The following is a 23617-nucleotide window of genomic DNA, read 5'->3' as shown; positions in this document are numbered from 1 at the left end:
CCCGCGGCCGCCAGCGCCATCGCCTCGGGCGTGCGGGCAAAGGGCCGGGCCGCCGCTGCCGGGATCAGCAGCATCGCCCCGATCAGCAGCACGCCCACCACCTTGATCGCCACCGCCACGGTGAGCGCCAGCGCCACGGTGAGCACCCGGCTCTCGAGCCGCGGGTCGATGCCGCTGGCATGGGCGAGGTCGGGCGAGAGCGTCGCGGTGAGCAGCGCCTGCCAGCGCCAGAGCAGCAGCGCCAGCACCAGCGCCGCGCCGCCCCAGATCACCAGCAGATCGCTTTTCGTCACCGCGAGAATGTCGCCGAAGAGATAGGCCGAAAGGTCGAGCCGCGCGCCCGGCACGAAGGTGATCGCCACGAGGCCGATCGCCAGCGCGCCATGCGCCAGCACGCCGAGCACGGTATCGATACCGAGCCCGCGCTCGCTCAGCGCACCGACCAGCACCGCCATGACCAGCGCCACAAAGAGCGTCCCGGCGAAGACCGGCAAGGACAGCGCCAGCGACAGCGCCACGCCGAGGATCGCCGCGTGGGCGGTGGCATCGCCGAAATTGGCCATCCGCCGCCACGACACGAAGCAGCCGAGGGGTGCCGCCGCCAAGGCAAGGCCGAACCCCGCCAGCGCCGCGCGTACAAGGAAGTCGTCCAGCATCAGTGCCCGTGCCCTGCGTGATCATGGTGGGAATGGTCATGGCCGTGCTCGTGGCCGTGAGCGTGGTCATGCGTGTGGGTGTGCTCGTGCCGGTAGAGCGCCAGCGCGCCATGGGTGCCGGTGCCGAAGAGCGCCCGGTATTCCGCCGCCTGCGCCACCGTCTCGGGGTGCCCCTGGCAGCAGACGTGACCGTTGAGGCAGACCACGCGATCCGAGGCGCTCATCACCACGTGCAGCTCGTGGCTGACCATGACCACCGCACAGCCGAGCCGCGCCCTGATCTGCTCGATCTGCCGGTAGAAGGCCGCCGAGCCGGGTTGATCGAGCCCCTGCGTCGGCTCGTCGAGCAGCAGCACCTCGGGCTTGCCAAGGATCGCCCGCGCCAGCAGCACGCGCTGGAACTGCCCGCCCGAGAGGCCCGACATGGGCCGCTCCTCAAGCGCCCCCGCCCCGGCCTCTTCCAGCGCGGCACGTCCCTCGGCACGGCTGATCCGATGCGGCAGCGACAGGAAACGCGCCACGGTCAGCGGCAGGGTGGCGTCGATCTGCAGCTTCTGCGGCACGTAGCCGAGACGGAGCCCGGGCTTGCGCATCATGTTGCCCGCCTGCGGCCTCACCGCGCCGATCAGCGTGCGCAGCAGCGTCGACTTGCCCGAGCCGTTCGGCCCGACGATGGTGACGATCTCTCCGGGGTCGACATGGAAATCCACGCCCTGCAGCACCGGGTGTTCGCCCAGCGTGACCTGCAGGCCGCGCGCTTCGATCAGGCTCATGCGGCAGCCCCGCGGCATTGCGGGCAGAGACCCTCGGCCTCGACCACCATGCGCTCGAGCGCGAAATCGAGTTCCTCGGCAGCCGCCTTCACCGCCTCGCCGATACCCTGCGAGCGCATCTCGGCGACCAGCCCGCAGGCGCTGCAGAGCAGGAAGGCCGGCTTGTGCCGCTCGCCGGGATGGGCGCAGGCGACGAAGGCGTTGAGCCGCTCGATCTTATGCGCGAAGCCATTGCTGACGAGGAAGTCCAGCGCCCGGTAGACGGTAGGCGGCTGCGCCGGCTGGCCGTCGTCGCGCATGGCATCGAGCAGCTCGTAGGCGCCCATCGCCTTGTGCTTGCGCAGCAAGAGCTCGAGCACCCGGCGGCGCTGCTTGGTCAGCGACAGCCCCTCACGGGCGCAGGTGTCTTCCGCCGCCTGCAACGCGCTTTCGCGGCAATGCGCGTGGTCGTGATGGGTGAAGCCGAGCGGATCGCTGTGCTCTGTCATGTCGCCTGCCCTGATGTCTGACATCTCGCCCCCGTGATCGGTGACGCGGTAGATGGGGGTTGATATGTTATAGTGTTGCCGATATCAAGCCCACTTATTGTTACGTTATAACATGCTCCGATTCTGAAAGCACCACGTAAGAGGCCCCGATGTACCGCTCCCTCCTCCCCGCCCTGCTGCTCGCCAGCCCCGCCTTTGCCGAGGTGCCCAAGGTGGTCACCGACATCGCCCCCGTGCAGGGGCTGGTGGCCAGCGTGATGGGCGATCTCGGCACGCCGGAGCAGCTGATCCCCGCCAGCGCCTCGCCGCACAGCCACGCCCTCAAGCCCTCCGAGGCCCGCGCCCTGCAGCAGGCCGACCTTGTCTTCTGGATCGGCGAGGAGCTGAGCCCCGACCTCGCCCGCAAGATCGACTCGATCGCACAGGCGGACACCGCGATCTCGCTCTTCGACCTGCCCGGTACCCGGCACCTCGCGGCACGCAACGATGTGCTCTTCGCAGAACCCGGCGCACATGATGATCACGACCACGGCGCGCATGATGACCATGACGAGGATTCGCGCGATCACGACGGGCATGACGAAGAGGCGCACGAGGATCACGGGAATGACGATCACGATCACGATCATGGCGACCACGCGCATGAGGCCGGCGACCACCACCACGAGGGCGACGACCCCCATGCCTGGCTCTCGGTCGACAACGCCGCGACCTGGCTGACCGCGATCGCCGGGGCCCTCTCGGAGCGGGATCCCGAGAACGCGCAGACCTACGCTGCCAATGCCGAGGCCGCGCGGGCCCGCATCGCCGAGGCCCGCGCCGCCGCCGAGGCCACGCTCGCCCCGGTGCAGGGCGCACGCTTCGTCGTCTTCCACGACGCCTTCCAGTACTACGAGGACAGTTTCGGCCTGACCGTGCTGGGCGCAATCTCGCTTTCGGATGCCACCGCCCCCAGCCCGGCCCGTCTCGACGCGCTGCGCGATGCGCTGAGCGGCGCCGACACCGCCTGCGTCTTCGCCGAGCCGCAATTCGACCCGCGCCTCATCGCCGCGGTGACCGAGGGCGCCGGCACCCCGGTGGCCGAGCTCGACCCGCTCGGCGCCACGCTCGAACCCGGCGCCGGCTTCTACCCCGCACTGATCGAGGACATGGCGCAGCGCATCGCGACCTGCGCGGCTCAATAATCCCGATCCTCCACGCACAGCTGCGCGACGCCCCTTTGCCTTGGTGGCAAAGGGGCTTTTCCTTGCCTCATTTCCCGACTAATTAGCTTGGATAAAGGACGCGGGCGCCGCGTCGCCGGGCTTTGCCGGCCTCGGACCCCTCGGTCCCGGGCCTCCCGGAACTCACGGCGTCACTGCCGCGCAAGGAGACCGGATGAACACGCCCCTCGCCCCTCTCAGCCGCCGTGGCTTCCTTGCCGGGGCCGCCAGCCTGCTCTCAGCCCCCAGGCTGCATGCCGCCGAGGAGCTGCGCTTCGAGCATGCCTATGGCGAGACGGTCCTCACCTCACCGGCCAGCCGCGTCGTCTCGCTGGGCTACACCTCGCAGGACAGCCTGCTGGCCCTCGGCGTCATTCCACAGGCGATCCGCTACTGGTACGGCGACCACCCCTATGGCGTCTGGCCCTGGGCGCAGCCGCAGCTTGGCACGGCACAGCCGGTGCTGATGACCGGCGAGGTCTCGATCGAGACCGTCGCCAGCCTCGTCCCCGACCTGATCGTCGGCATCGGGTCGGGCATCTCGGAAGCCGAATACGCGCTCCTGTCGCAGATCGCTCCCGTTCTGATGCAGGCGCCCGAGTACACCACTTACGGCATGCCCTGGGACGCCGAGTTGCGCATGCTCGCCCGCGCCACCGGCACCTCGGAGCGGGCCGAGACACTGATCGCCGACCTGCGCGGCCAATTCGAGGCGCTGCGCGCCCGCCACCCCGACTGGCAGGGCCAGAGTGCCGTCTGCGCCTGGCACGAGGGCGGGCAGACCAGCGCCTTCCTCGGCGGCGACAGTCGGGCGCAGGTACTGCGCGAGATGGGCTTCCACCTGCCCGAGCCGCTGACGCAGATGCAGGGCTCCGACGGTTTCTACACCGCGCTCTCGCCCGAGGACCTCTCGCCCATCGACGCCAACCTCCTGCTGTGGATATCCGGCGGCGGCGAGACAGACGATCTCGCCGCCCTCGCCATGCGCCGCACCCTGCGCGCCTACACCGAGGGGCGCGAGGCCTTCTGCGATGCGCTGCTCTCGGGCGCGCTCTCCTTCGGCAGCGTGCTGTCGATGCCCTATGCGCTGGAGCGGTTGGAGCCCGAGATCGCCGCCGCCGTCGACGGCGATCCGGCGACGGTGGTGCCGAGTGCCAAAGAGGCTGGCCTGCTCTGATGCTCCGGCTGCTCGGCCTTCTCGCGCTGCTGGCGCTGGCGCTGGGTCTCGCCCTCTCGGTGGGCGCGCGACCGGTGACTCCCGCCGTGGCGCTGGAGGCCCTGCGCGCCTACGATCCGACCAACGCCGATCACGTGACCCTGATGGCGATCCGCCTGCCGCGGCTCGCGGCGGGGCTGATCGCGGGCGGCGCGCTCGGCATCGCGGGCACCGTCATGCAGGTGATGACCCGCAACCCGCTCGCTGACCCGGGCATCCTCGGGGTGAATTCGGGCGCCGCCTTTGCGCTGCTGATCGGGGCGACGGTGCTGGGCACCTCGGACGCAGCCTCGGTGGCGCTGCTCACCTTCCCCGGAGCGGCGCTGGCCTCGGCGCTGGTGTTCATCCTGGGCGGCGGACTGCGCGGCGACGTGGGACCGGTTCGGCTGACGCTGGCGGGGGCGGCGCTGAACGCGCTGCTGCTGTCGCTGGTCACCGCCATCGTTCTGATCCGGCAGGACACGCTCGACATGTTCCGCTTCTGGGTTGCAGGCTCGCTGACCCAAGCCGCCAGCCGCCCGCTCCTGGAAATGGCATTGATCGCCGGCGCCGGGGGTGTCTTCGCGCTGGCCGTCGCGCCGCAGATCGAGGCGCTCTCGCTCGGCTCGGCCCTGTCGCGCGGGCTCGGACCAAGCCGCGCCGGGTGCGGGCCGGCGGCGGCTGGCCGTGGTCACGCTCTGCACCGGCGCCGCCGTGGCGGTCGCCGGACCGATCGCCTTCCTCGGGCTGATGGTGCCGCCGCTTGCCCGCCTCGTTGCGGGCCACGCGCTGCGCCGCGAGCTGCTGGCCTCAGCCCTGCTGGGCGCGGCTCTCCTTCTTTTCGCCGACACGCTGGGCCGGGTGGTCATGCCGCCCGCCGAGGTCCGCGCTGGGATCATGACGGCGCTGATCGGCGGGCCGGTGTTCCTCTGGGTGGCCCGCCGCCTGCGCCCCGGGGCCACCGCATGAGACGCGCGCTTGCCCTCTGCCTGCTGCTGCTCGCCGCGACGCTTGCGGCGCTGATGCTGGGGCCGGTCCGGCTGAGCCCCACCCTGCTTTGGCAGGGGCTGAGCACCGGCGAGGGTCCCGGCGCGCTGGTGCTGGGCACGATCCGCGGCCCGCGGGTGATGACCGCGCTCGGCGCCGGAGCGGTGCTGGGCCTGTCGGGCGCGCTTTTCCAGGCGCTCTTCCGCAATCCGCTGGCGGCACCCGACATCATGGGCTTCACCGCCGGCGCCGGACTGACGATCATCGCCGCCATCGCCCTCGGCCTTACCCTGCCGCCGCCGCTGCTGGCCGCGGGTGGCGGGCTGGTCGCGGCGTTGCTGGTCGCGCTGCTCTCGCAGCGCAGGGGCCATGCGACGCCGCCGTTGACGATGATCCTCGTCGGCCTCGGCATCGGCTTCATCGCCTCGGCGTTGTCGAGCTTCCTGCTGACCCTGCTGCCGCACTCGCAGGCCGCCGAGGCGCAGCGCTGGCTCACCGGCTCGCTGGCGGCGCGCGACTGGAGCCACGTCGCGCAGGTCTGGGGGATCGGCGCCCTGCTCGCCGCGCTGGCGCTGGCGCAGCTGCGCCGCCTCGCGGCGCTGGAGCTGGGCGAAGACCTCGCAGCCGGGCTCGGGCTGCGCGTCGGGCGGGCGCGCATGGCACTCGCGGGAACTGCTGTGCTGCTGGCGGCGGCGGGCGTGGCGGTGGCCGGTCCGGTGCCTTCATCGCGCTGATGTCCGGCCCTCTTGGCGCGCGGATCACCCGGGCGCGGCGGCTCCCGGGGCGGATGCTCTCCGCCGCCGGCACCGGCGCGCTGGTGCTGGTGGTGTCCGACCTTGCCGCCCGCGCGGCGCTGCCGGGCATCCAGCTGCCCGCCGGGGTGATGACCGGCCTTCTGGGTGCCCCCTACCTGCTCTGGCGCCTGTCGCGCGAAATGGAGAAAGGCGAGCTATGACCCTCGATCTGCGGACCGGCCCCGAAAGCGGCCTCCAAGCCGAGCGCCTCTCGCTGGGCTACGCCGAGCGCCCGGTGATCTCGGAGCTGTCGCTCGCGCTGCCGCGCGGCGAGATGACCGCGATCCTCGGCCCCAACGGCTGCGGCAAGTCGACACTGCTGCGCGCCATGGCGCGGCTGCTCGCGCCCTCCGCCGGGCGCGTCCTGCTCGACGGCGAGGACATCCACCGCCTCGACACCCGCGCGCTGGCCCGCGAGTTGGCGATCCTGCCGCAGAGCCCCATCGCCCCCGAGGGGATCACCGTCGCCGACCTCGTCAAGCGCGGCCGCACGCCATGGCGGGGCCTCTTCACCCCCTGGCGCGACGAGGACGCCGCGGCCTGCGCCGAGGCGCTTGCCGCCGTGCAGATGACCGAATTTTCCGACCGCCCCATCGGCGAGCTTTCCGGCGGCCAGCGCCAGCGGGCGTGGATCGCGCTGGTGCTGGCGCAATCGGCGCCGCTCCTGCTGCTCGACGAGCCGACAACCTACCTCGACCTCGTCCACCAGATCGACGTGCTGGCGCTGCTGCGCCGCCGCAACCGCGAGGCCGGGCTGACGGTGGTCTCGGTGCTGCACGACCTCAACCTCGCCGCGCGCTTCTCCGACCGGCTGGTGCTGCTGGGTCGCGACGGGCTCGTGGCCACCGGCACCCCCTGGGAGGTGCTGACGCCCGCCCACCTGCACATTGCCTTCGGCCTTGCCGCCCGCGTCGATCCCGACCCGGTGACCGGCACGCCGATGATCATCCCGCTCTGAGCAAGAGGCACCCCATGGCTCTGACCGACCGATCCATCTCTGCCAGCCGCTTCGACGGTCCCGTGCCCGAGGGTTTCGTCACCCGCCTGCGCGCGCAGCTCGAGGAATACGGAATCCCACTGCAGCAAAGCGGACAGCAGCTGACCGCCCGCTACGCCCAGGCCGAGATCGACCTGAAGCTCGACCACGCCGGCTTCGCCGTGCAGATCGCCGCCGAGGGCGAGGTGCCCCTGCATCAATGCCGAGAGAGCGTGATCTACTTCCTCGATGTGGCCTTGCCCGAGGCCAGCGCGCGCATGGCCTGGAGCGGCGTCGACGCCGCCCGCACCCCGCCGAATTTCCACCTTGCCACGGTGCTCGGCACGCGGCGGATCACGCCGAACTTCCTGCGGATCGAGATGGCCTGCGAGGGCATCGCAGCCCTGCAGCAGGGCGGCATGCATTTCTCGCTGCTGCTGCCACCCGAGGGGACCAGCCCACGCTGGCCCGAACTGACCGAACAGGGCCGCACCATCTGGCCCGACGGCGCCTGCGCGTTGCACCGGGCGGCCTATACCTTTGTCTGGCTCGACGCCGAGGCGGGGCGTTTTGCCTTCGACATCTTCGAGCATGAGGGCGGGCGCACCACCGACTGGGCGCGGCGCGCGGCGCCGGGCGAGACCGTGGGCGTGATGGGGCCGGGCGGCGGTGATTTCCCCGAGGCGGCACACATCCTGCTGGCCGGGGACGAGACCGCCCTGCCCGCCATCCGGCGCATCCTCGAGCAGTCGCCGGCAGGCCGACGCGGCACGGTGCTCCTCGAGACCGCCTCCGAGCACGACCGCCCCGCGCTGACCCTGCCAGAAGGCATGGACCTGCGGTGGATCCCCCGGGACCACGGCGGCGGGCTCACCGCCGCGCTGGACGAGGTCACCGGCATCGAGGACAGCCAGTTCGTCTGGGTCGCCGCCGAGAAATCCGTCGTCCGCGCCGCCAAGGTCCGGTTCAAGGCCCTCGGGCTGCCGCGCGAGCAGGGGTATTTCTCGGCCTATTGGGTCAAGGGCTGAGCCGGACGTCCCCGGCGCTCAGACGCCGCCCGCTCAGACGCCGCCGGTGCGCCCCGGGAAGACCTCCAGCGTCACGCCCGCGCCTTCGAGCGCCGCGCGCACCGCGCGGGCGATCTGCAGCGCCGTCTTGCCGTCGCCATGCAGGCAGATCGTATCCACCGCCGCCGGGATGTGCTTGCCGCTCTCGGTGAGGATCGCCCCGGCCTGCACCATCCTGACCATGCGCGCGGCAGCCAGCTCGGCATCGTGGATCACCGCGCCCGGCAGCGAGCGGTCCACCAGCGTCGCGTCGTCGTTATAGGCGCGGTCGGCAAAGATTTCCCCCGCCCAGCGGCAGCCCAGTTCCTCGACTGCCGCCTGCTGCTGCGTCGCCGCCAGCACCATGACGATGATCTCGGGATCGACCGAGAGCGCGCCCTCGTAGGCGGCCAGCGCCATGGCCTTGTCCTCGGCGCACATGTTGGCCAGCGCGCCGTGCAGCTTGAGGTGCCGCACCTTGCCGCCGGCCATGCCCGCCATCGCCTGAGCGGCACCGAGCTGGTAGGCGGTCAGGTTGCGCAGGCTGGCCGGGGAGAGTTGCATCCGCCGCCGGCCAAAGCCCTGCAGGTCCGGAAAGCCCGGATGCGCGCCGATGCCGGTGCCGTTGTCGACGGCAAGCTTCATCGTCGCTGCCATGACATCGGGATCGCTGGCATGGAAGCCACAGGCGATATTGGCCGAGGTGATCACCTCCAGCAGCGCCGCGTCCTGCCCCATGACCCAGGGGCCAAAGCTTTCACCCATATCCGCGTTGAGATCGACGCTGGTCATCCTGCGCTCCCCTTTTGCCTGTCGTGTCTAGTGATCGTGATGTTCGCCGTTGGAAAACCCGCTGACCAGCTTGTAGCCCAGAAGGTCCGGCACGTCGGCTGGGTGCCGCACCAGCGGCTCGACCCGGCGCGGCAGCTCTTTCAGCGTCGTGCGATAGGCGGCCTCGGCCGCCAGCGCTTCCTCCATCGACACGAAGCGGAAGCGCAGCTCTGCCCCGGCGGGCGCCTGCGCGATGCGCGGCAGGTCGGCGGGAATGACCGTGGCGATGCGCGGATAGCCCCCCCGTCGTCTGGCATTCGGCCAGCAGCACGAAGGGCGCGCCGTCGCCGGTCACCTGGATGTCGCCGGGGGTGATGATCTCCGAGACCACCGAGAGCCCGCCCTCGACGCCGAAAGGCGCGCCGTCGGGCACCACCTTCGCGCCCATGCGGTTGGCACGGGCGTCGCGGGTGAAGCGGGTGGTTTCGAGACGGGCGCGCTGCGCGTCGGGGAAGAGCCGGGTCTGCAGGCTCTCGACCACGCGCAGCACGCCGCCCGAGAAGCGGTCGGCGACCGCCAGACGCCGCGCCACGGCGCCGCCCCGGTCGGCGCCCACGGGAATGCGGTCGCCAGCCTCGACCGCCCGCCCGAGCCCGGCCGTGAGATGGGCTGAGACCGCGCCGAGAATCTCCTCGGGCATTAGCCCCCCGCCCACCGAAAGATACCCATAGGCCCCGGCCTGCAGCGGCCCGATCTCCAGCACCGCGCCCTTCGGCAGGGCGTGACAGGCGTGCCAGGTCACCGGCGATCCGTCGATGCTGGCCCGCATCGGCGCGCCGGTCAGGGCGATGCGCAGGTCGCAGCCGGCCTCGAAACGCCCGCCAATGCCGGCCATCTCCAGCGCCGCGCTCTCGCCCTGCCCGAGCAGCGCCGCGGCCTCGGCCAGCGCCATGCGGTCCATGGCGCCGCCGCGCGACAGCCCGTAAGCGATCCACCCCGGACGCCCGCCGTCCTGCACGGTCACCGCCGGCCCGGCGCGATGCACGATCAGCTCGCGGCGCAGGGTCCCGGTCATGGCATTGCCTCCCAGCTCGCCCCGCCGTCGGGATCGGCTTGCATCCGGGCAAAGACCTCCTCCGAGACCTGCGGGAATTCCACCTCGTCGCCCGGCGCCAGCAGGAAGGGGCGCTCGGCCCCCAGCCGGAACAGCGGCGCCGCGGTCTGGCCGACGTGTCGCCAGCCGGTCGGCGCGGTCACCGAGAAGATGACAAATTGCCGGATCGCCAGCACCAGCGCCCCCTGCGGCACGCGCGGGGTGAGCGCCTGCTGGCGCGGGATGTTCCAGACCTCGGGCAGCTCGCCCAGATAGGGCTGGCCGGGCGCGAAGCCGAGCGCCGTCACACGCACCCGCGCCGAGCTGAGCGAGGCCACCGCCTCGGCCTCGGACATCCCCGCCACCTGCGCCGCCTCGGCGAGCTGCGGCGCGAGGCTGCCGCCATAAACGGTGGGAATTCGGTGCAGTCGCCGCCCATGCGGCAGTTCCGCCTGCAGCCAATCGCGCGACGCCATGAGCGCGCGCAGCCGCGCCTCGAGCGTGGCGTGGTCCAGCGCCAGTGGATCGAAGCGCAGATAGGCCGAGACCAGCGAAGAGGAAATCTCCTCCACCCCCTCCCAGCTTTCGCGTTCGAGCGATGCACGGAAGGCCAGCGCGGCACGGTTGGCGGCTTCGCCGAGCCGGGCGCCGAAGCTCACCAGCATGCCGTCGATGCCGGCGGTGCGCAGCAGGGGATAGGAGGTCGTGTCAGTCATGCGCCGGACGTTAGCGATGTCCCGCGCCGCTGCAACAGGCAATAGTCCTCGCCGCCCCCGCGACCTGCCCTGCGTTTCTTCTGGGCAAAAATATCCCGGGGGAGGCGCGCGCAGCGCGGCGGGGGCAGCGCCCCCTGCATCCGGTTTCGCCGCTCTGTGAGCCGCAGGGGCAGATCCTCCGCCCGCGCCGGGTCAGTGCCGCGTCTGCTTGGCGCGTTCGCGCTCGGCGAGCTCGATCGCCTCTTCGACGTCCTGTGGATCCTCGGAGGGCACGGCGTAGCTGCCCGACATCCACTTCGCCAGATCGACATCGGCGCAGCGCTTCGAGCAAAAGGGGCGGTACTTCTCGTCGGTCGGCTTGGCGCAGATCGGACAGCTCATGGCAGCATCCCAGGTTTCAGCACCTCGCTCAGCGGCACGCGCTCGCGCTTGCGCTGCAGCTCCATGAGCCCCAGCTGGGTCCAGCCCGCGAGGATGGTTTCGGTGGCATCGGTCTTGAGCGCCGCGCGCAGCACGGTCTCGAGCTGGCGACGCTCCTTCTTCGGGATCGGCGCGGGATCGACGATGACCTGCCCGCCAAGGCCGCGCAGACGCAGCTGCCGGGGCAGCTCGCGCAGGGCGGCGATATTGGCCTTGAGCCCCGCCGCCGGCGAGGTGTCGCCGCCGGTGTTGACGTCGACCGCGACCAGCGCGCGGGTGGGCTCGACGCTCATCGACCCGCCCCCGGGCAGCGGTACATGCGGGCGCTGCAGGGCGGCGATCATCTCGTGCACGTCGTGGCGCTCGAAGGCACCGGGCTCGGCGTCCACGTCGGCGTCTTCCCATTCGCGCCACGCCAGCGCGTGCGGCCCGTCGCCCTCGACCAGCAGCTCGGCCTTTCCCGATACATCCCCCATCACCTGCTCGCAGAGCTGGGCCATGGCGGCGATGTCCTCGGCGATATCATCGAGGTCGCCCTCGGCGCAGGAGGAGCGCAGGATCAACCCGTTCTCGGCTTCCTTGGCGCCTGGCATAACCTCGTGGGCGACCTCCAGCAGGCGCTCGCGAACATCCTCGTCCTTGATCCGGCGCGAGATATTGAGCCCCGGCGCACCGGGGGTGACGATGGCGTAGCGCGACTTGAAGAGGATGCGGGTGGTGACCGGGATCGCCTTGCCGGGTTCGGCAAAACCGGTGACCTGCACGATCAGCGGCTGGCCGGGCGCGAGCCCCTTGACCTGCCGTAGGAAGGCCGAGCCCTCGGGCGTGTCGAGGAACATGCCGCCCTGCCCCTTCATCGGGCGCTGCGCAATGCCGCGGTAGATGGTGCCCGGGCGCGCGTGATCGCTCTCGATCAGCAGGTCCTCGAGCTTGCCGTCGACGATCAGCGCGGCGGCTTCCGCCTCGCCGAGGTGGTCGAGCGCGATGGTGCGTCCCTTCATGCGAGGCCCCTTTGGTCAGTCTGCGGGTTTGTACAGCGGGTAGCCCGCCGCGAGCAGCAGGTTCGCGGTCTCGGCCAGCGGCAGGCCGACGACCGAGGTGAAGCTGCCGTTGATCCACGGGATGAACGCCCCGGCGAGGCCCTGGATGCCGTAGCCCCCGGCCTTGCCCTGCCAGTCGCCCGAGGCGAGGTAGGCGTTGAGCTCCTCGTTGGAGAGGTTCTTCATCTGCACCTGGGTGACGACGTCCCGCTCCCAGAGGCGCCCGCCACGGCGCACCGCGACGGCGGTGATCACCCTGTGGCGACGACCGGAGAGCTTGGTGAGAAACTCCGCGGCCTCGCCCGCGTCGCGGGGCTTGCCGAGGATACGGCGCCCGAGCGCGACGGTGGTGTCGGCAGCGAGCACGATCTCGTCATCTGCGGAGGGAATCGCCTGCGCCTTCTCGCGCGCGAGCCGCACGCAGTAGGGGCGTGGCAGCTCGCCCGGCATCGGGTCTTCGTCGATGTCGGGCGGGCGGATGTCGCCCGGCACCACGCCGAGCTGCGCGAGCAGGTCGCGCCGCCGGGGCGAACCGGAGCCGAGGACGAGTTTCATGCGCGGACCTCCCGTGTCCATATCAGGGAACGCGGGATCCGCCATGAGATTCCGGGTCATGCGGAATTACTTGAAGCGGTAGTTGATCCGGCCCTTGGTCAGATCATAGGGCGTCATTTCCACCTGAACCTTGTCGCCGGCAAGAACCCGGATGCGGTTTTTCCGCATCTTGCCTGCCGTGTGCGCGATGATCTCATGGCCGTTCTCAAGCTCGACCCGAAACGTCGCGTTGGGCAGGAGTTCCTTCACGACACCGGGAAATTCGAGCGTATCTTCCTTGGCCATGCTTTCTCCTGAAAATGCAGTTCCGCTGACTTTCGCGGAACGCGGATGCATATGCGCCCAAACGGCACAATTTTCAAGACCACAATTGCAGATTGTCGGGAATAGGCTCTAGCGCAGCGCCCGCAGGGTCACGGGGCCGTCGCGGCCGGACTGATCGTCCCAGTGGCTGCGGTTCAGCACGACACCATGGTTACGGACCCGGGCGACGGCGTCAAGGTCAACCTCGGCGTAGGTCCAGCCGGGCTGGCCGAGCTGGCCCTCGGCGATCACCCCGGTGGCAGGAAAGCCCGTGTCGGGCGGGCAGAAGACGCCGCCCATGCCCATGTTGGTGTCCACCGCCTCGGACCAGTCGCAGCTGCCGACGGTCGAGGACATTACCGCAACGCACTGCTGCTCGAGTGCGCGCGCCATGGCACCGATGCGCACCCGGGAATAGCCCGCCAGCGCCTCGGTACAGGAGGGCACGAGCAGGAGCTCGGCGTCGCGCAGCGCCCGGCCGAGCAGCGGGTACTCGCTGTCGTAGCAGATGAGGATGCCGATCTTGCCGAGTGCCGTGTCGAAGAGATGCAGCGGCGCGCCGCCCACCACGTGCCAGTCCTCGCGCTCGAAGCGGGTCATGATCTGCTTGTCCTGGAACTCCATGCCGCCGCCGGGCGCGAAAAAGCGCGCGCGGTTGACCGGGCGCGGGCCGATTGCGTCGTCGAAGACCGGGGCGGAGGCGGCGAGGATATGGGCCCTGTACTTGCCCGCGAGGTCCGAATGCAGCGCGTCCACCTGCGGCATGCGCTCGGAGACGGCGTGCAGCGAGGCCTCAAGATCGCCAGCAGCGGCACGGCCCGCCAGCGTCGCGATCTCCATCGAGCCGTACTCGGGGAAGACCATGAGCTCGGCGCCCTGCCCCGCCGCCTCGGAGACCCAGGTCTCGATCTTGGCGGCATAGGCGTCCCAGTCCTCGAGGAAGTCCATAGGGTAGGCGGCGGTGGCGATCTTCATGCGTGGTGTCCTTGGCTGGCTAGGAGTTCTGCAGGCGCTGCCCCTGCGCGCCACGGGCGCGCGTTCAGGCAAGAGGGGGCTCTGCCCCCGTCCGCTGCGCGGACTCCCCCGGGATATTTGTCCCTAGAAGAATTGCTCAGGCGGCGTCCTTGGCAAGGTCGCGGAGCCAGAATTGCAGGGCGTGGTCGGTCTGCGCGTCCTGATCCACATCGCGCCAGCGGAACCGGGCGATGACCCCCTCGAGCGGCGCATAGCCGCGCTTGCGCCAGAACGGATCGAGCGGGGTGTAGGCGGCCGGGCGCAAAGGGTGATCGGCCGGGCGTTGCACGGCGCAGAAGGCGCTGTAGCGGCGGCCGAGGGCGCGGGCGTGTTTCTCGCGCGCCTCGAAGAAGCGATGGCCGACGCCCTGCCCGCGGGCCTCGGGCAGCAGCACCGACTCGGCGCAGTAGAAGATGTCGGCCAGCGCGAGCCCGGTGGCGACGAAGGGCGCGGCGAAATCCTCGGCGTGATCCTCCATCGGCGTGCCGGTGGCGGCACCGACGAGGCGCTTCCCCTCGAAGGCACCGACCAGCACCGCCCCGGCACTGGTGCGGTAGCTTTCGAGGTAGCGCCGCTCGTATCCCAGATCTCCGTCATAGAGATAGGGCCAGTCGCGGAACACCGCGATGCGCAGCCGCGCCACGTCATCGAGCGCCGAATCCAGCGCCGCGCCGGTCAGTACGCGTACCTCGGTCACCGTGGTCACGAGACCTGCCGGATCCAGTCGGCGAGATTGTAGTAGGTGACGACCCGGGTGATCTTGCCGTTCTCGAGCGAGAAGAAGGAGCCCGCGGGCAGGTGGTATGTCTGGCCCTTCGCCTCGGGAAGGCCGGCGTCGGTGCGCAGGTAAGTGCCGTTCACCGTGAACTCGGCGGCGGCGCGGGTGCCGCCCTCGGCCTCGAAGATCACCAAGTCGGTCAGGTTTTCGTCGTAGCAGTGGGACATGTGGGCGCAGAACTCGGCGAACTTGGTCTTGCCCGAGCGGATCTGCCCCTCGTTCACGTGATGGGCGATGTCCGCCGAGAGCAGCTCGAGCATGCCCTCGGTGTCCTTGGCGTTGAAGGCGGCGAAATAGGCTTGGATCGTTTCGGTGGCCGTCATGTGTCTCCCCATCGGGTCTTGAGCTTGTCGTAAATCTGGTCGCGGGTCTGGCGGTAGGCGTTGAGCTTGGTTTCTCGGGTCTCGCCGAGCCCCGTGGGATCCATGATCGGCCAGTATTCCACCGTCAGGTGGAAGAAGCGGGTCAGATCCAGCGCGGCGCGCTGCGAGGCGGGCGACATGGCGACGATGAGATCGAACCCCGACAGGGCCTCGCCCATCTCCTCGAGCTCCTCGAAGCTGCGCGAACGGTGGCGCGAGAGCTCGACGCCGATCTCCTGGCAGACGGCGATTGCGAAGCCGTCGATCTCGAGGTCGTTCACCACGCCGACGGACTGCACGTAGGTGCCCTGCCCGTAGAGCTTTTTCATGATGCCCTCCGCCATGGGCGAGCGCACCGCGTTGTGATCGCAGCAGAAGAGCACCGATTGCGGCAGCTTCGGCACGCGGTCAGCCCCCGAAATGCAGCACGCAGATGAGGGTGAAGAGGCGCCGCGCGGTGTCTATGTCGACCTCGGCCTTGCCCTCGAGCCGTTCCTGCAGGATGCGCGCGCCCTCGTTGTGGATGCCGCGGCGGGCCATGTCGATGGTTTCGATCTGGCTCGGCGCGGCGCTCTTCACCGCATCGAAGTAGCTTTTGCAGATCTGGAAGTAGTCCTTCACCACCTGCCGGAACGGCGCGAGCGAGAGATGGAACTCGGCCGCCGGATCGCCGCCCTCGGTGGTGATATCGAAGACCAGCCGCTTGTCGCGGATCGACAGGCCGAGTGCATAGGGGCCGGCGGGCACGTCGCGGCCGTTGCGCGCCGGCAGGCTGAAGCTGTTGTCCTCCATGAGGTCGAACATCGCGACGCGACGCTCCTGCTCGATCTCCGGGGTTGGAGGCGGCAGGTTGGCGTCGTCAAGCTCGATGCGGGCGATGGTGCTCATGGGCGCGTCCTCGGCTGCGGCTCCGGAATCTGTAGCCAATGCGCGGGGATGGGGCAATGCGACTTGCGACTCATGGGCCCGAGACCGCGACGCCCCTGCCCCCGGACGATCAGCCGTTGAGCTTGCGCAGCCGCGCGCTCACCGACAGGCCGTGCGCCTGCAGGCTTTCCGAGCTGGCCAGCACCTCGGCAGCGGGACCGATGGCGCGCAGCGCCTCGGGCGACATCTTGGCCAGCGTGGTGCGCTTGACGAAGTCGAGCACCGACAGACCCGAGGAGAAACGCGCCGAGCGCGCGGTGGGCAGCACGTGGTTCGGCCCGCCGACGTAATCACCGATCGCCTCGGGGGTCCATTGGCCGAGGAAGATCGCACCGGCGTGGCGGATCTTCTCGGACAGCGCCTCGGGCTCGGCGACGCAGAGTTCGAGGTGCTCGGGCGCGACGCGGTTCGACAGCGCCGCCGCCTCGTCCAGATCGCGGGTGATGATCACCGCGCCGAAATCGCGCCAGCTGGCGCCGGCGATGCCGCGGCGCTCCAGCACCTCGAGTTGCCGGGCAACCTCGTCGGCCACCTTCTGGGCGAAGCCGGCATCGGGGGTGATCAGGATCGACTGGGCGCTCTCGTCGTGCTCGGCCTGGCTGAGCAGGTCGAGGGCGATGAACTCGGGATCGTTGTCGCCATCCGCGATGACGAGGATCTCGGACGGGCCGGCGATCATGTCGATGCCGACCTTGCCGAAGACCCGCCGCTTGGCGGCGGCGACAAAGGCGTTGCCCGGGCCGGTGATCTTGTCCACCGGGGCGATGCTCTCGGTGCCATAGGCGAGCGCGGCGATCGCCTGCGCCCCGCCGATACGGTAGATCTCGTCGACCCCGGCGATGCGCGCCGCCAGCAGCACCAGCGGGTTGGCGATGCCATCGGGGGTCGGCACGGCGATGCAGAGCCGCTCCACCCCGGCCACCTTGGCGGGAATGGCGTTCATCAGCACCGAGGAGGGATAGCTCGCCAGACCGCCCGGCACGTAGAGACCGGCGGCGGAGACCGGGGTCCAGCGCCAGCCGAGGGTCGCGCCATCGGGGTCGGTCCATTGCGCATCCTCGGGCATCTGCCGCACGTGGTAGGCGCGGATCCGCTCGGCCGCAGTCTCGAGCGCGGCGCGCTCGGCCTCGGGCACCTGCGCGCAATAGGCGTCGATCTCCTCGGGCGTGAAGCGCAGCCCCGCCGCCTCGAGCTCGAGCCGGTCGAACTTTGCCGTCAGCTCGAGCACCGCCGCGTCACCGCGCGCGCGCACATCGGCGATGATGCCCGCGACGATGTCATCCACATCGGGGCTGTCCTCGCGCTTGGCGCTGAGCAGCTGGGCGAACTCCAGCTCGAAATCCGGATCGGTCGTGTCGAGAAAGACGGGCATGGGCGGTCTCCTTGTCGCGGCATTGCTTAGAGAGAAGCGCAGCGCGGCTCAAGCCTTGAGACGGCCGCAGCGCGAAGGCAGTCCCGGCGCGCGGTATGATATGGATCAGTGACAGACATATGTCGGCGGCTGAATATCTTTGAACCGGCATGGGAGGATGCCGGCACATTTCGAGGAGGACATTATGAAATTCAGAGCGATAGGGGTGATTCTGCTCCCCATCTGCCTCGCGGCGGCCGCCCAGGCCCAGGAAGCGGGCATGACCGAATACATGAACGCCTGCGCGACCTGCCACGGCGAAGGCGGCGCCGGTGACGGGCCGCTGGCCGAGTTCCTGACCGTCACCCCCGCGGATCTGACCCAGATCAGCGCTCAGAACGACGGGGCTTTTCCGCTGCTCAAGGTGATCCAGACCATCGACGGGCGCGCGGGCACGCGCGGCCACGGCGGGCCGATGCCGGTGTGGGGCGCGCGCTTCAAGGAGGACCTTTCCGGCGAGATCGGTGCCTACGCGAGCGAGATCGTCACCCGCGGGCGCATCCTGGCGCTGGCGGAATACGTCGAGTCGCTGCAGGCGCAATAGGCACCGTCCGGCAAATGAAAGACGCGGGCGCGAGGTCTCGCCTTCGCCCGCGTCTCCTATGGCTATCGCTCGTGGCGCCCCGCGCCGCGATCAGGCGCCGTGGTCCGGCACCTGACCCGAGATCGCGGTGTAGGGCCGGGTCACATCCTTGAGCCGCAGCTCAAGCGCTTCGACCTCGGCCCGCAGCGCGCCGTCGCCGGCGAAGGTCAGCTCGACGTGGCCGCTGCCCTCTGCCCCGGGCTCGAAATTCACCGCGAGCAGCGACAGCACCGTGTCCTTCTCACCGGGATCGATGCCCTGCGCCCCGACCTTCAGCACGTTCTCGATCACCAGCAGCGACCGGACCCGTTCGGGCGGAGAGACATGCTGCCCGTCCTCGCGGCGCAGCCGGTTGATCAGCAGCGCCAGCCGCTGGTGGCGCTTTTCCCAGGCCACGTCGGCCACGGTCAGCACTGCATCCTGCACCAGCGCCGAGAGCACCTGCAGATCCTCGGGATCCATCGCCCCGAGATTGAGCGGCTGCCCGCCCGCGTCCTCGAATCTTGCGTCTTCGGTCACTCGCCCTTCACCCGTTCGATCTTGGCGCCCACGCCGCGCAGCTTGCGGACCACGTGCTCGTAGCCGCGGTCCAGATGATACACACGGCTTACCACGGTTTCGCCCTCTGCGGCTAGGCCCGCGAGGATCAGCGAGACCGAGGCCCGCAGATCGGTGGCCATAACCGGCGCCCCCTTCAGCTTGCTGACCCCGGTGACCCGCGCGGTGCCGCCGTGCACGTCGATCCTGGCGCCCATGCGCAGCAGCTCGGGGGCGTGCATGAACCGGTTCTCGAAGATCTTCTCTTCCAGCACGCTCTCGCCCTCGGCGGTGCAGAGCAGCGCCATCATCTGTGCCTGCAGGTCGGTCGGGAAGCCCGGGAAGGGCTCGGTGGTCACGTCCACGGCCTTCACCCGGCCGTTCTTGCGCGCCACCTTGAGGCCGGTCGGGGTTTCCTCGACCGAGATGCCCGCCTCGTCGAGCTTCGCGCAGAAACTCTCGACCAGCGCGATCGTGCCGCCGAGGCATTCCACCTCGCCGCCGCAGATCGCCGGGGCAAGCATGTAGGTGCCGAGTTCGATGCGGTCGGTGACCACCCGGTGGGTCGCGCCGCCCAGCGTCTCGACGCCCTGGATCTCGATGGTCGAGCTGCCCTCGCCCTCGATCTGCGCGCCCATCTTGCGCAGGCACTGCGCCAGGTCGACGATCTCGGGCTCGCGCGCGGCGTTCCTGATCACCGTGGTGCCCTTGGCCAGTGTTGCGGCCATCAGCGCGTTCTCGGTGGCGCCGACCGAGGCGAAGGGGAACTCGACAATGCCGCCCTTGAGCCCGCCCGAGGGCGCCTTGGCATGCACATAGCCCTCGCGCAGGTCGAGCTCGGCGCCCATAGCCTCGAGCGCCTTGAGGTGCAGGTCCACGGGGCGCGCGCCGATGGCACAGCCGCCGGGCAGCGAGACCTCGGCATGGCCGAAGCGCGCCAGCAGCGGGCCGAGCACGAGGATCGAGGCGCGCATCTTGCGCACGATGTCATAATCGGCGCGGGTCGAGGTCAGCGCGTGGCTCGACATAGCCAGCACCTGCCCGTCGTGCAGCGCCTGCACCTCGGCGCCGAGCGACTGCAGAAGCAGCGTCATGGTGCGGATGTCCGACAGGCGCGGCGCGTTGGTGAGGGTGAGCGGCTGGTCGGACAGCAGCGTCGCCGGCATCAGCGTGAGGCAGGCGTTCTTCGCCCCGGCGATCGGAATCTGTCCCGAAAGCGGGCCGTTGCCCGTGACGACGATCGAATCCATTAACTGTCCTTTTCACTGCTCGGCCCGTCTTCGGGCTTGTTTTCTTCTGTTGACGCTACGTTGCGCGCCTTGGCCTGCGCCTTGCGCCGGGCGAGATTCGCCTTCAGCGCGGCTTTTAGACGGGTTTCGCGCTCCTGCGCGGGGGAAATTCGGGGGCTGTTTTTCGGCTCCATGAACTTTCTTTACTTGAGAGGCAAAAAACCGTCCAGATTGCGCTTGCACCCCTCGGCGTTTGCCCTTAGACACCGCGCCACGCCACGAGGCACACCGACGCAACCTAGCGCGGACGCTTCGAAAGGCGAACCGGCGCTGCTGTAGCTCAGTGGTAGAGCACTCCCTTGGTAAGGGAGAGGTCGACAGTTCAATCCTGTCCAGCAGCACCACTTAAACCCCTGAAATTGCTAGACTTCACGACAAACCGCCCCCGGCGGTCGTTGGCGTTTTTTTGACCCGGTACATGGGTTTCCGCGTGATCGCGCCGGGATCTGCGTGCGCCTGTCCCTGTAAATCAGGGCCCTAGTGCAGACCGTCGCCCGGACGCTCCGAGCGCCTTCCGGCAGCGCGCGCAGAGCTGCCGTCGGGGCACCCCAAAGACCCCGGATCGAGGCCGCTTTCCGACCCTCGCGAAGCGGCCCCTGCGTCACCCAATTCCGGCTCGCAAACGAGTCGCTACGCGGCGACCCGACTCCGCGATTCCCCGAGGCGCAAAACGCCTCCCGCGAGTCGCCCGGGCGTGCCGCGAGAGGCGAACCTCACGTCACCCAGCTCAGCGCGGCACCCCGTCGTCGGCGAGGGCGCGATTCCTGTAGCGGCGATCCTCGGTCACATCCGCGCCGAACCAGTCCGGCGGTATGAAGACCAAGGCCGCCTCGACCGTATCGAACTCCACTTCGACCATCACCAGCGGCGCCAACGCGCCGGCGAAGACGTCGAGCTCGAAGGTCGTGCCGTCCGCCAGCGCCCCCACATAGCGGGTCTTTTCGACCACCCGCCCTCCGGTGGCCGGCCAGAGTTCCTCGAACTGGGCGCGATCGATCTCGATCTCGCGCTCCATCCGCGCCAGCCCGCCCTCGGACTTCAGCGTCAGGAAATACGCCCCACCCTTTTCGCGCAGGCGCAGCTCGATGGAATCGCCCTTGAGCGTCACATAGCCCTGCCGCACCGGCTTCGCCTTCAGCCCCTCCAGCACCGGCAGGCGGGCGACGAGGAACTTGCGCTCGATCTCCACCCCACCGCTCATTTGCCGAACACCCGGGCAACAAGCTCGTCATGCAGCGCGACATAGGCGGTGCTTGCGACGCTCGAGGGCGCCGAGACCATGACCGGCGCGCGATGCACCCCCATGCGCTCGACGTCCGATGTGAAGGGGATCGACGCCTTCAGCAGGCGCTTGCCATGCTCGCGGCGCATCTCGTCCATCGTCTCGCCGTGCAACGATTTCACCCCCTGCGCCATGGAAAAGAAGCCGTGCAGCTTCTTTGCCGGCAGGTCGTGCTCGCGGAAGAACCCCTTGAGCTGCTCGAAGGTGCGTTGCGAAAGCGTCGTGGGGATCACCGGCACGACGATGGCATCGGAGGCACGAAAGACATTCTCCGACAGCGTCGAGATGTTCGGCGGGCAATCGAGCAGGATCACGTCGTAATCCCCCTTCACCGCCTTCAGCGCCTTTTTCAGCCGCGAGCGCGAGTTGCGCATCCGCGCCAGGAAGACGTCGAAGTCGCGGAAGGTCATGTTGGCGGGCAGGATGTCGAGATTGTCGAAATCGCTGCCGCGGATCGCCTTGGTGAAACGCGCCACGTCATCGAAGAAACGCGTCTCGGTCAGCTTCTTCGACGGCTTCACCCGGAAATAGAACCCCGAGGCGCCCTGCGGGTCGAGATCGCAGAGCAGCACCCGCCGCCCGCCCTGCGCAAGCGCATAGGCGAGATTGACGGAGGTCGCGGTCTTCCCCACGCCACCCTTGTTGGAATAGCAGGCGATGATCTTCATTCTTTTCCCCCGTGGAACAGGTCGCGGAAGGTCTGGCGGGTCTCGTCGCTGTTGAAGGCGGCGAAGCTGCCCACAACCCGGGCGCGCTCGGCCAGCTGGCGCTCGTGCAGCACGAGGACAAGCGCGCCGACGCTCTGGGCGATTTGCAGGTTGCCCGGCGTGGCACCCTCGAGACGCCCGAGGAAGGCCTGCAGGCTCTCCTGCTGCACCGAGTAATCGTTGAAGAGGCCGAGGTTGTCCTGCAGCTTCTTCAGCGGTTTGATGATCTGCTTGAAGGGCTTCCCCGGGAAGAGCGGCGCAAAGAACTCCATGAGGTAGCGCAGCTTCTTGCAGTGGATGCGCAGCTCGTGGACCTCGTGGTCGGGCGTGCCCTCGTCGATGGCCTCGGCAATGGCGCAGATCCTGCGGTAGCGTTTCCAGATCAGCTTGCAGGCAAAGGGATAGGCCGGAAGATCGGCCCTTGCCCCCCGCGCCAGCTTCTTGCGCTTGTCGAAGAGCTTGCTAAGCGCCTTGATCTCCTTGCGATAGGCGGCGCTGCGCAGGTGTGCTGCAAGCGATTGGTGCTCCTCCGTCCGCTCCTCGGCGAAAAGCGCGAACATCCGGTCCAGCCCGCCATGCAGGCTGGCGGGCACCATGGCGTAGAAGCCACCCCGTTCCAGCAGGTAGACATCGAGATCCCGCAGCCGACCGGTGGATGTCATGAGGGCCGAGAACCGCGCCTTCAGCTCGGCGGTCAGCTCTGGATCGTAGACATCCCTGAACAGGCTCAGCACCGAGCGGATCTTGCGCAGCGCGATGCGGTAGTCGTGCAGGAACTCGGTGTCGTCATCGGCGATCACCCCGGCCTCGTTGGCCCGCGCCACCGGCAGGTAGGCGGCGATGATGTCGCTCGCCGCGTCAAAGGCCCTGGTTTCGCGGTCCAGCGGCACCACCGGCTTGGGGCTGTAGTCGCTCCGCCCCGGGAAGAGCTCTGTATAAAGTGCGCAGTCGCCGAGCGCGGCCCCCCCCCGCATCCTCGACCATGCCCCGCAGCCGCAGCAGCGCCTTGTCGTAGCCACGCAACCCCTGCACCTGCAGCCCCAGCGCCGTGCCGCCCTCGGTCGCCGCCAGCTCGAACAGCAGCGCGCGCGCCTGAGTCTTGCCCTCGTCATCGAGCAGCGAGAGCGTCCCCCGCCGCAACGTGCCCGCGCCCACCGGCAGCAGGCAGCGCAGCGGCGATAGGTCTGAAAGCGCGTCCTTCACCGGCCCCTCCGGGAGGTCGGTGACGAAACGCCCTCCCGGGGTGCCGGGCTGCACCAGCGGCGCGCCCTCGGGCCGCAGCAGCTCGACCCGATCTTCCGCCTCGATCAGCAACCTGCCGGAACCGCGCAGTCCCTGATCGAAGCTGTCGCGAACCTGGAAGGGGCTGCTGCCCTCCTGCCAGACCAACCGCGGGACAAGCCCGCCGGCGGACGCCTCCATCAGCTGTTCCAGCGCCGTTTCCGGCAGGAAATAGAGTGACGGCTCCCCGGGGCTCATCGTGCCTTCTTTCTGCGCTTGCGGAGGTAGTCCTCGATCAGTGTCTCGACGATCTTCTGCACGCTCGTATCCTCTTCGATCGCGCGCATCTTGAGCGCCTTCAGCGTCTTACCACTGAGCCGGAGGGAGGTGTTCTTCTTCTCATCGCCACCCTCCTCTGCTTCCCTGTTCTTGGACAGTTTGACCTTCGCCATGCCGCGCACCTTCGTCTTTCATGACGTCATGATGTCATC

The 23617-nt window shown here is 69.3% G+C and carries 28 protein-coding genes, 1 tRNA gene and 2 pseudogenes; 7 read left to right on the top strand and 24 right to left on the bottom strand.

What is annotated here, in order from left to right:
- The 3 genes from CLG85_RS08040 to CLG85_RS08030 form a co-directional block, all read right to left on the bottom strand.
- On the bottom strand, window positions 1-656 hold a 656-nt coding region (locus tag CLG85_RS08040), incomplete at its 3' end, for a metal ABC transporter permease (protein ID WP_260348685.1).
- Window positions 656-1429, bottom strand: coding sequence for an ATP-binding cassette domain-containing protein (locus tag CLG85_RS08035; protein ID WP_260348684.1), 774 nt, complete (start codon window positions 1427-1429; stop codon window positions 656-658). The genes CLG85_RS08040 and CLG85_RS08035, both read right to left, overlap by 1 nt.
- Window positions 1426-1917 carry a transcriptional repressor gene (locus CLG85_RS08030; RefSeq protein ID WP_095884189.1) on the bottom strand — a complete coding sequence of 164 codons (492 nt, stop codon included), beginning with the start codon at window positions 1915-1917 and terminating at the stop codon, window positions 1426-1428. The genes CLG85_RS08035 and CLG85_RS08030 overlap by 4 nt, the downstream gene beginning before the upstream one ends.
- Before the next feature lie 149 nt (window positions 1918-2066).
- On the opposite strand from CLG85_RS08030, the gene CLG85_RS08025 reads away from it, so the two are divergent.
- The 5 genes and pseudogenes from CLG85_RS08025 to CLG85_RS08005 all read left to right on the top strand — a co-directional run bounded on the left by CLG85_RS08025 (window position 2067) and on the right by CLG85_RS08005 (window position 8099).
- Complete coding sequence (locus CLG85_RS08025; RefSeq protein ID WP_260348683.1) at window positions 2067-3101, top strand: zinc ABC transporter substrate-binding protein; 1035 nt, start codon at window positions 2067-2069, stop codon at window positions 3099-3101.
- Between the two features lie 193 nt (window positions 3102-3294).
- Window positions 3295-4296 carry an ABC transporter substrate-binding protein gene (locus CLG85_RS08020; RefSeq protein WP_260348682.1) on the top strand — a complete coding sequence of 334 codons (1002 nt, stop codon included), beginning with the start codon at window positions 3295-3297 and terminating at the stop codon, window positions 4294-4296.
- Window positions 4296-6256: pseudogene (locus tag CLG85_RS28005) on the top strand (iron chelate uptake ABC transporter family permease subunit). Before CLG85_RS08020 ends, CLG85_RS28005 begins: the two are co-directional and overlap by 1 nt.
- Window positions 6253-7053 (top strand): ABC transporter ATP-binding protein, encoded by an 801-nt coding sequence (locus tag CLG85_RS08010; protein WP_260348681.1) that lies wholly within the window; start codon window positions 6253-6255, stop codon window positions 7051-7053. The pseudogene CLG85_RS28005 and the gene CLG85_RS08010 overlap by 4 nt, the downstream one beginning before the upstream one ends.
- 14 nt (window positions 7054-7067) lie before the next feature.
- Window positions 7068-8099, top strand: a complete 1032-nt coding sequence (locus CLG85_RS08005; protein WP_095884354.1) for a siderophore-interacting protein — start codon at window positions 7068-7070, stop codon at window positions 8097-8099.
- 33 nt (window positions 8100-8132) lie between these two features.
- On the opposite strand, the gene CLG85_RS08000 is transcribed toward CLG85_RS08005, so the two are convergent.
- The 13 genes and pseudogenes from CLG85_RS08000 to hisD form a co-directional block, all read right to left on the bottom strand.
- Window positions 8133-8909: a LamB/YcsF family protein gene (locus tag CLG85_RS08000; RefSeq protein WP_095884355.1), complete on the bottom strand. Its 777-nt coding sequence runs from the start codon at window positions 8907-8909 to the stop codon at window positions 8133-8135.
- 27 nt (window positions 8910-8936) lie between these two features.
- A pseudogene (locus tag CLG85_RS07995) lies at window positions 8937-9951 on the bottom strand (5-oxoprolinase subunit C family protein).
- Between the two features lie 8 nt (window positions 9952-9959).
- Window positions 9960-10697: a 5-oxoprolinase subunit B family protein gene (locus CLG85_RS07990; RefSeq protein WP_260348680.1), complete on the bottom strand. Its 738-nt coding sequence runs from the start codon at window positions 10695-10697 to the stop codon at window positions 9960-9962.
- Between the two features lie 192 nt (window positions 10698-10889).
- Complete coding sequence (locus CLG85_RS07985; protein WP_260348679.1) at window positions 10890-11078, bottom strand: DNA gyrase inhibitor YacG; 189 nt, start codon at window positions 11076-11078, stop codon at window positions 10890-10892.
- The gene (locus CLG85_RS07980) at window positions 11075-12118 is read right to left on the bottom strand and encodes a ribonuclease E/G (RefSeq protein ID WP_224843731.1); all 1044 of its coding nucleotides are present in this window, start codon (window positions 12116-12118) and stop codon (window positions 11075-11077) included. The genes CLG85_RS07985 and CLG85_RS07980 overlap by 4 nt, the downstream gene beginning before the upstream one ends.
- A gap of 15 nt (window positions 12119-12133) precedes the next feature.
- On the bottom strand, window positions 12134-12712 hold the full coding sequence (locus CLG85_RS07975) for a Maf family protein (RefSeq protein ID WP_095882838.1): 579 nt from the start codon (window positions 12710-12712) through the stop codon (window positions 12134-12136).
- A 66-nt stretch (window positions 12713-12778) separates the two neighbouring features.
- On the bottom strand, window positions 12779-12997 hold the full coding sequence (infA, locus tag CLG85_RS07970; RefSeq protein WP_005978431.1) for a translation initiation factor IF-1: 219 nt from the start codon (window positions 12995-12997) through the stop codon (window positions 12779-12781).
- 108 nt (window positions 12998-13105) lie between these two features.
- Window positions 13106-13990: a carbon-nitrogen hydrolase family protein gene (locus CLG85_RS07965; protein WP_095882839.1), complete on the bottom strand. Its 885-nt coding sequence runs from the start codon at window positions 13988-13990 to the stop codon at window positions 13106-13108.
- Between the two features lie 136 nt (window positions 13991-14126).
- The gene (locus CLG85_RS07960; RefSeq protein WP_095882840.1) at window positions 14127-14735 is read right to left on the bottom strand and encodes a GNAT family N-acetyltransferase; all 609 of its coding nucleotides are present in this window, start codon (window positions 14733-14735) and stop codon (window positions 14127-14129) included.
- Window positions 14732-15130, bottom strand: a complete 399-nt coding sequence (locus CLG85_RS07955) for a ketosteroid isomerase-related protein (protein ID WP_235865431.1) — start codon at window positions 15128-15130, stop codon at window positions 14732-14734. The genes CLG85_RS07960 and CLG85_RS07955 overlap by 4 nt, the downstream gene beginning before the upstream one ends.
- The gene (locus CLG85_RS07950; RefSeq protein ID WP_095882842.1) at window positions 15127-15573 is read right to left on the bottom strand and encodes an arsenate-mycothiol transferase ArsC; all 447 of its coding nucleotides are present in this window, start codon (window positions 15571-15573) and stop codon (window positions 15127-15129) included. The genes CLG85_RS07955 and CLG85_RS07950 overlap by 4 nt, the downstream gene beginning before the upstream one ends.
- Before the next feature lie 4 nt (window positions 15574-15577).
- Complete coding sequence (locus CLG85_RS07945) at window positions 15578-16057, bottom strand: UPF0262 family protein (protein ID WP_095882843.1); 480 nt, start codon at window positions 16055-16057, stop codon at window positions 15578-15580.
- 109 nt (window positions 16058-16166) lie between these two features.
- Window positions 16167-17468, bottom strand: coding sequence for a histidinol dehydrogenase (gene hisD / locus CLG85_RS07940; protein ID WP_095882844.1), 1302 nt, complete (start codon window positions 17466-17468; stop codon window positions 16167-16169).
- A gap of 157 nt (window positions 17469-17625) precedes the next feature.
- Between hisD and CLG85_RS07935 the strand changes: the two genes are divergently transcribed.
- Window positions 17626-18051, top strand: a complete 426-nt coding sequence (locus tag CLG85_RS07935; protein ID WP_375796906.1) for a c-type cytochrome — start codon at window positions 17626-17628, stop codon at window positions 18049-18051.
- Window positions 18052-18141: 90 nt separating this feature from the next.
- Here CLG85_RS07935 and CLG85_RS07930 read toward each other — a convergent pair whose 3' ends face one another.
- The 3 genes from CLG85_RS07930 to CLG85_RS07920 are packed head-to-tail and all read right to left on the bottom strand — an operon-like array spanning window position 18142 to window position 20050.
- On the bottom strand, window positions 18142-18609 hold the full coding sequence (locus CLG85_RS07930; RefSeq protein WP_176476624.1) for a DUF2948 family protein: 468 nt from the start codon (window positions 18607-18609) through the stop codon (window positions 18142-18144).
- Complete coding sequence (gene murA / locus CLG85_RS07925; RefSeq protein ID WP_095882846.1) at window positions 18606-19877, bottom strand: UDP-N-acetylglucosamine 1-carboxyvinyltransferase; 1272 nt, start codon at window positions 19875-19877, stop codon at window positions 18606-18608. Before murA ends, CLG85_RS07930 begins: the two co-directional genes overlap by 4 nt.
- Window positions 19877-20050: a hypothetical protein gene (locus tag CLG85_RS07920; protein WP_176476625.1), complete on the bottom strand. Its 174-nt coding sequence runs from the start codon at window positions 20048-20050 to the stop codon at window positions 19877-19879. Before CLG85_RS07920 ends, murA begins: the two co-directional genes overlap by 1 nt.
- Before the next feature lie 135 nt (window positions 20051-20185).
- Here CLG85_RS07920 and CLG85_RS07915 point away from each other — a divergent pair.
- Window positions 20186-20260, top strand: a tRNA-Thr gene (locus CLG85_RS07915).
- A gap of 383 nt (window positions 20261-20643) precedes the next feature.
- Here CLG85_RS07915 and CLG85_RS07910 read toward each other — a convergent pair.
- The 5 genes from CLG85_RS07910 to CLG85_RS07890 are packed head-to-tail and all read right to left on the bottom strand — an operon-like array spanning window position 20644 to window position 23578.
- The gene (locus CLG85_RS07910) at window positions 20644-21117 is read right to left on the bottom strand and encodes a CYTH domain-containing protein (RefSeq protein WP_095882847.1); all 474 of its coding nucleotides are present in this window, start codon (window positions 21115-21117) and stop codon (window positions 20644-20646) included.
- Window positions 21114-21866, bottom strand: coding sequence for a ParA family protein (locus tag CLG85_RS07905; RefSeq protein ID WP_095882848.1), 753 nt, complete (start codon window positions 21864-21866; stop codon window positions 21114-21116). The genes CLG85_RS07910 and CLG85_RS07905 overlap by 4 nt, the downstream gene beginning before the upstream one ends.
- Window positions 21863-22879, bottom strand: a complete 1017-nt coding sequence (locus CLG85_RS07900) for a CHAD domain-containing protein (RefSeq protein WP_260348677.1) — start codon at window positions 22877-22879, stop codon at window positions 21863-21865. Before CLG85_RS07900 ends, CLG85_RS07905 begins: the two co-directional genes overlap by 4 nt.
- Entirely contained in the window at window positions 22764-23384 is a 621-nt protein-coding gene (locus tag CLG85_RS07895; protein ID WP_260348676.1) for a hypothetical protein, read from the bottom strand. The genes CLG85_RS07900 and CLG85_RS07895 overlap by 116 nt, the downstream gene beginning before the upstream one ends.
- Entirely contained in the window at window positions 23381-23578 is a 198-nt protein-coding gene (locus CLG85_RS07890; protein WP_095882850.1) for a hypothetical protein, read from the bottom strand. Before CLG85_RS07890 ends, CLG85_RS07895 begins: the two co-directional genes overlap by 4 nt.
- Window positions 23579-23617: the final 39 nt, after the last annotated feature.

It is taken from the genome of Alloyangia mangrovi, from assembly GCF_002300555.2.
Taxonomy (GTDB): Bacteria; Pseudomonadota; Alphaproteobacteria; order Rhodobacterales; family Rhodobacteraceae; genus Salipiger; species Salipiger mangrovi.
The sequence above is the reverse complement of the archived record's forward strand: the minus strand, read 5'-3'. Positions and strand labels throughout refer to the sequence as shown.

Coding starts and splice junctions, on each gene's coding strand:
- CLG85_RS08035 (WP_260348684.1), bottom strand. CDS start 1,429: ATGAGCCTGATCGAAGCGCGCGGCCTGCAGGTCACGCTGGGCGAACAC.
- CLG85_RS08030 (WP_095884189.1), bottom strand. CDS start 1,917: ATGACAGAGCACAGCGATCCGCTCGGCTTCACCCATCACGACCACGCG.
- CLG85_RS08025 (WP_260348683.1), top strand. CDS start 2,067: ATGTACCGCTCCCTCCTCCCCGCCCTGCTGCTCGCCAGCCCCGCCTTT.
- CLG85_RS08020 (WP_260348682.1), top strand. CDS start 3,295: ATGAACACGCCCCTCGCCCCTCTCAGCCGCCGTGGCTTCCTTGCCGGG.
- CLG85_RS08010 (WP_260348681.1), top strand. CDS start 6,253: ATGACCCTCGATCTGCGGACCGGCCCCGAAAGCGGCCTCCAAGCCGAG.
- CLG85_RS08005 (WP_095884354.1), top strand. CDS start 7,068: ATGGCTCTGACCGACCGATCCATCTCTGCCAGCCGCTTCGACGGTCCC.
- CLG85_RS08000 (WP_095884355.1), bottom strand. CDS start 8,909: ATGACCAGCGTCGATCTCAACGCGGATATGGGTGAAAGCTTTGGCCCC.
- CLG85_RS07990 (WP_260348680.1), bottom strand. CDS start 10,697: ATGACTGACACGACCTCCTATCCCCTGCTGCGCACCGCCGGCATCGAC.
- CLG85_RS07985 (WP_260348679.1), bottom strand. CDS start 11,078: ATGAGCTGTCCGATCTGCGCCAAGCCGACCGACGAGAAGTACCGCCCC.
- CLG85_RS07980 (WP_224843731.1), bottom strand. CDS start 12,118: ATGAAGGGACGCACCATCGCGCTCGACCACCTCGGCGAGGCGGAAGCC.
- CLG85_RS07975 (WP_095882838.1), bottom strand. CDS start 12,712: ATGAAACTCGTCCTCGGCTCCGGTTCGCCCCGGCGGCGCGACCTGCTC.
- infA (WP_005978431.1), bottom strand. CDS start 12,997: ATGGCCAAGGAAGATACGCTCGAATTTCCCGGTGTCGTGAAGGAACTC.
- CLG85_RS07965 (WP_095882839.1), bottom strand. CDS start 13,990: ATGAAGATCGCCACCGCCGCCTACCCTATGGACTTCCTCGAGGACTGG.
- CLG85_RS07955 (WP_235865431.1), bottom strand. CDS start 15,130: ATGACGGCCACCGAAACGATCCAAGCCTATTTCGCCGCCTTCAACGCC.
- CLG85_RS07945 (WP_095882843.1), bottom strand. CDS start 16,057: ATGAGCACCATCGCCCGCATCGAGCTTGACGACGCCAACCTGCCGCCT.
- hisD (WP_095882844.1), bottom strand. CDS start 17,468: ATGCCCGTCTTTCTCGACACGACCGATCCGGATTTCGAGCTGGAGTTC.
- CLG85_RS07935 (WP_375796906.1), top strand. CDS start 17,626: ATGCCGGCACATTTCGAGGAGGACATTATGAAATTCAGAGCGATAGGG.
- murA (WP_095882846.1), bottom strand. CDS start 19,877: ATGGATTCGATCGTCGTCACGGGCAACGGCCCGCTTTCGGGACAGATT.
- CLG85_RS07920 (WP_176476625.1), bottom strand. CDS start 20,050: ATGGAGCCGAAAAACAGCCCCCGAATTTCCCCCGCGCAGGAGCGCGAA.
- CLG85_RS07910 (WP_095882847.1), bottom strand. CDS start 21,117: ATGAGCGGTGGGGTGGAGATCGAGCGCAAGTTCCTCGTCGCCCGCCTG.
- CLG85_RS07905 (WP_095882848.1), bottom strand. CDS start 21,866: ATGAAGATCATCGCCTGCTATTCCAACAAGGGTGGCGTGGGGAAGACC.
- CLG85_RS07900 (WP_260348677.1), bottom strand. CDS start 22,879: ATGCGGGGGGGGGCCGCGCTCGGCGACTGCGCACTTTATACAGAGCTC.
- CLG85_RS07895 (WP_260348676.1), bottom strand. CDS start 23,384: ATGAGCCCCGGGGAGCCGTCACTCTATTTCCTGCCGGAAACGGCGCTG.
- CLG85_RS07890 (WP_095882850.1), bottom strand. CDS start 23,578: ATGGCGAAGGTCAAACTGTCCAAGAACAGGGAAGCAGAGGAGGGTGGC.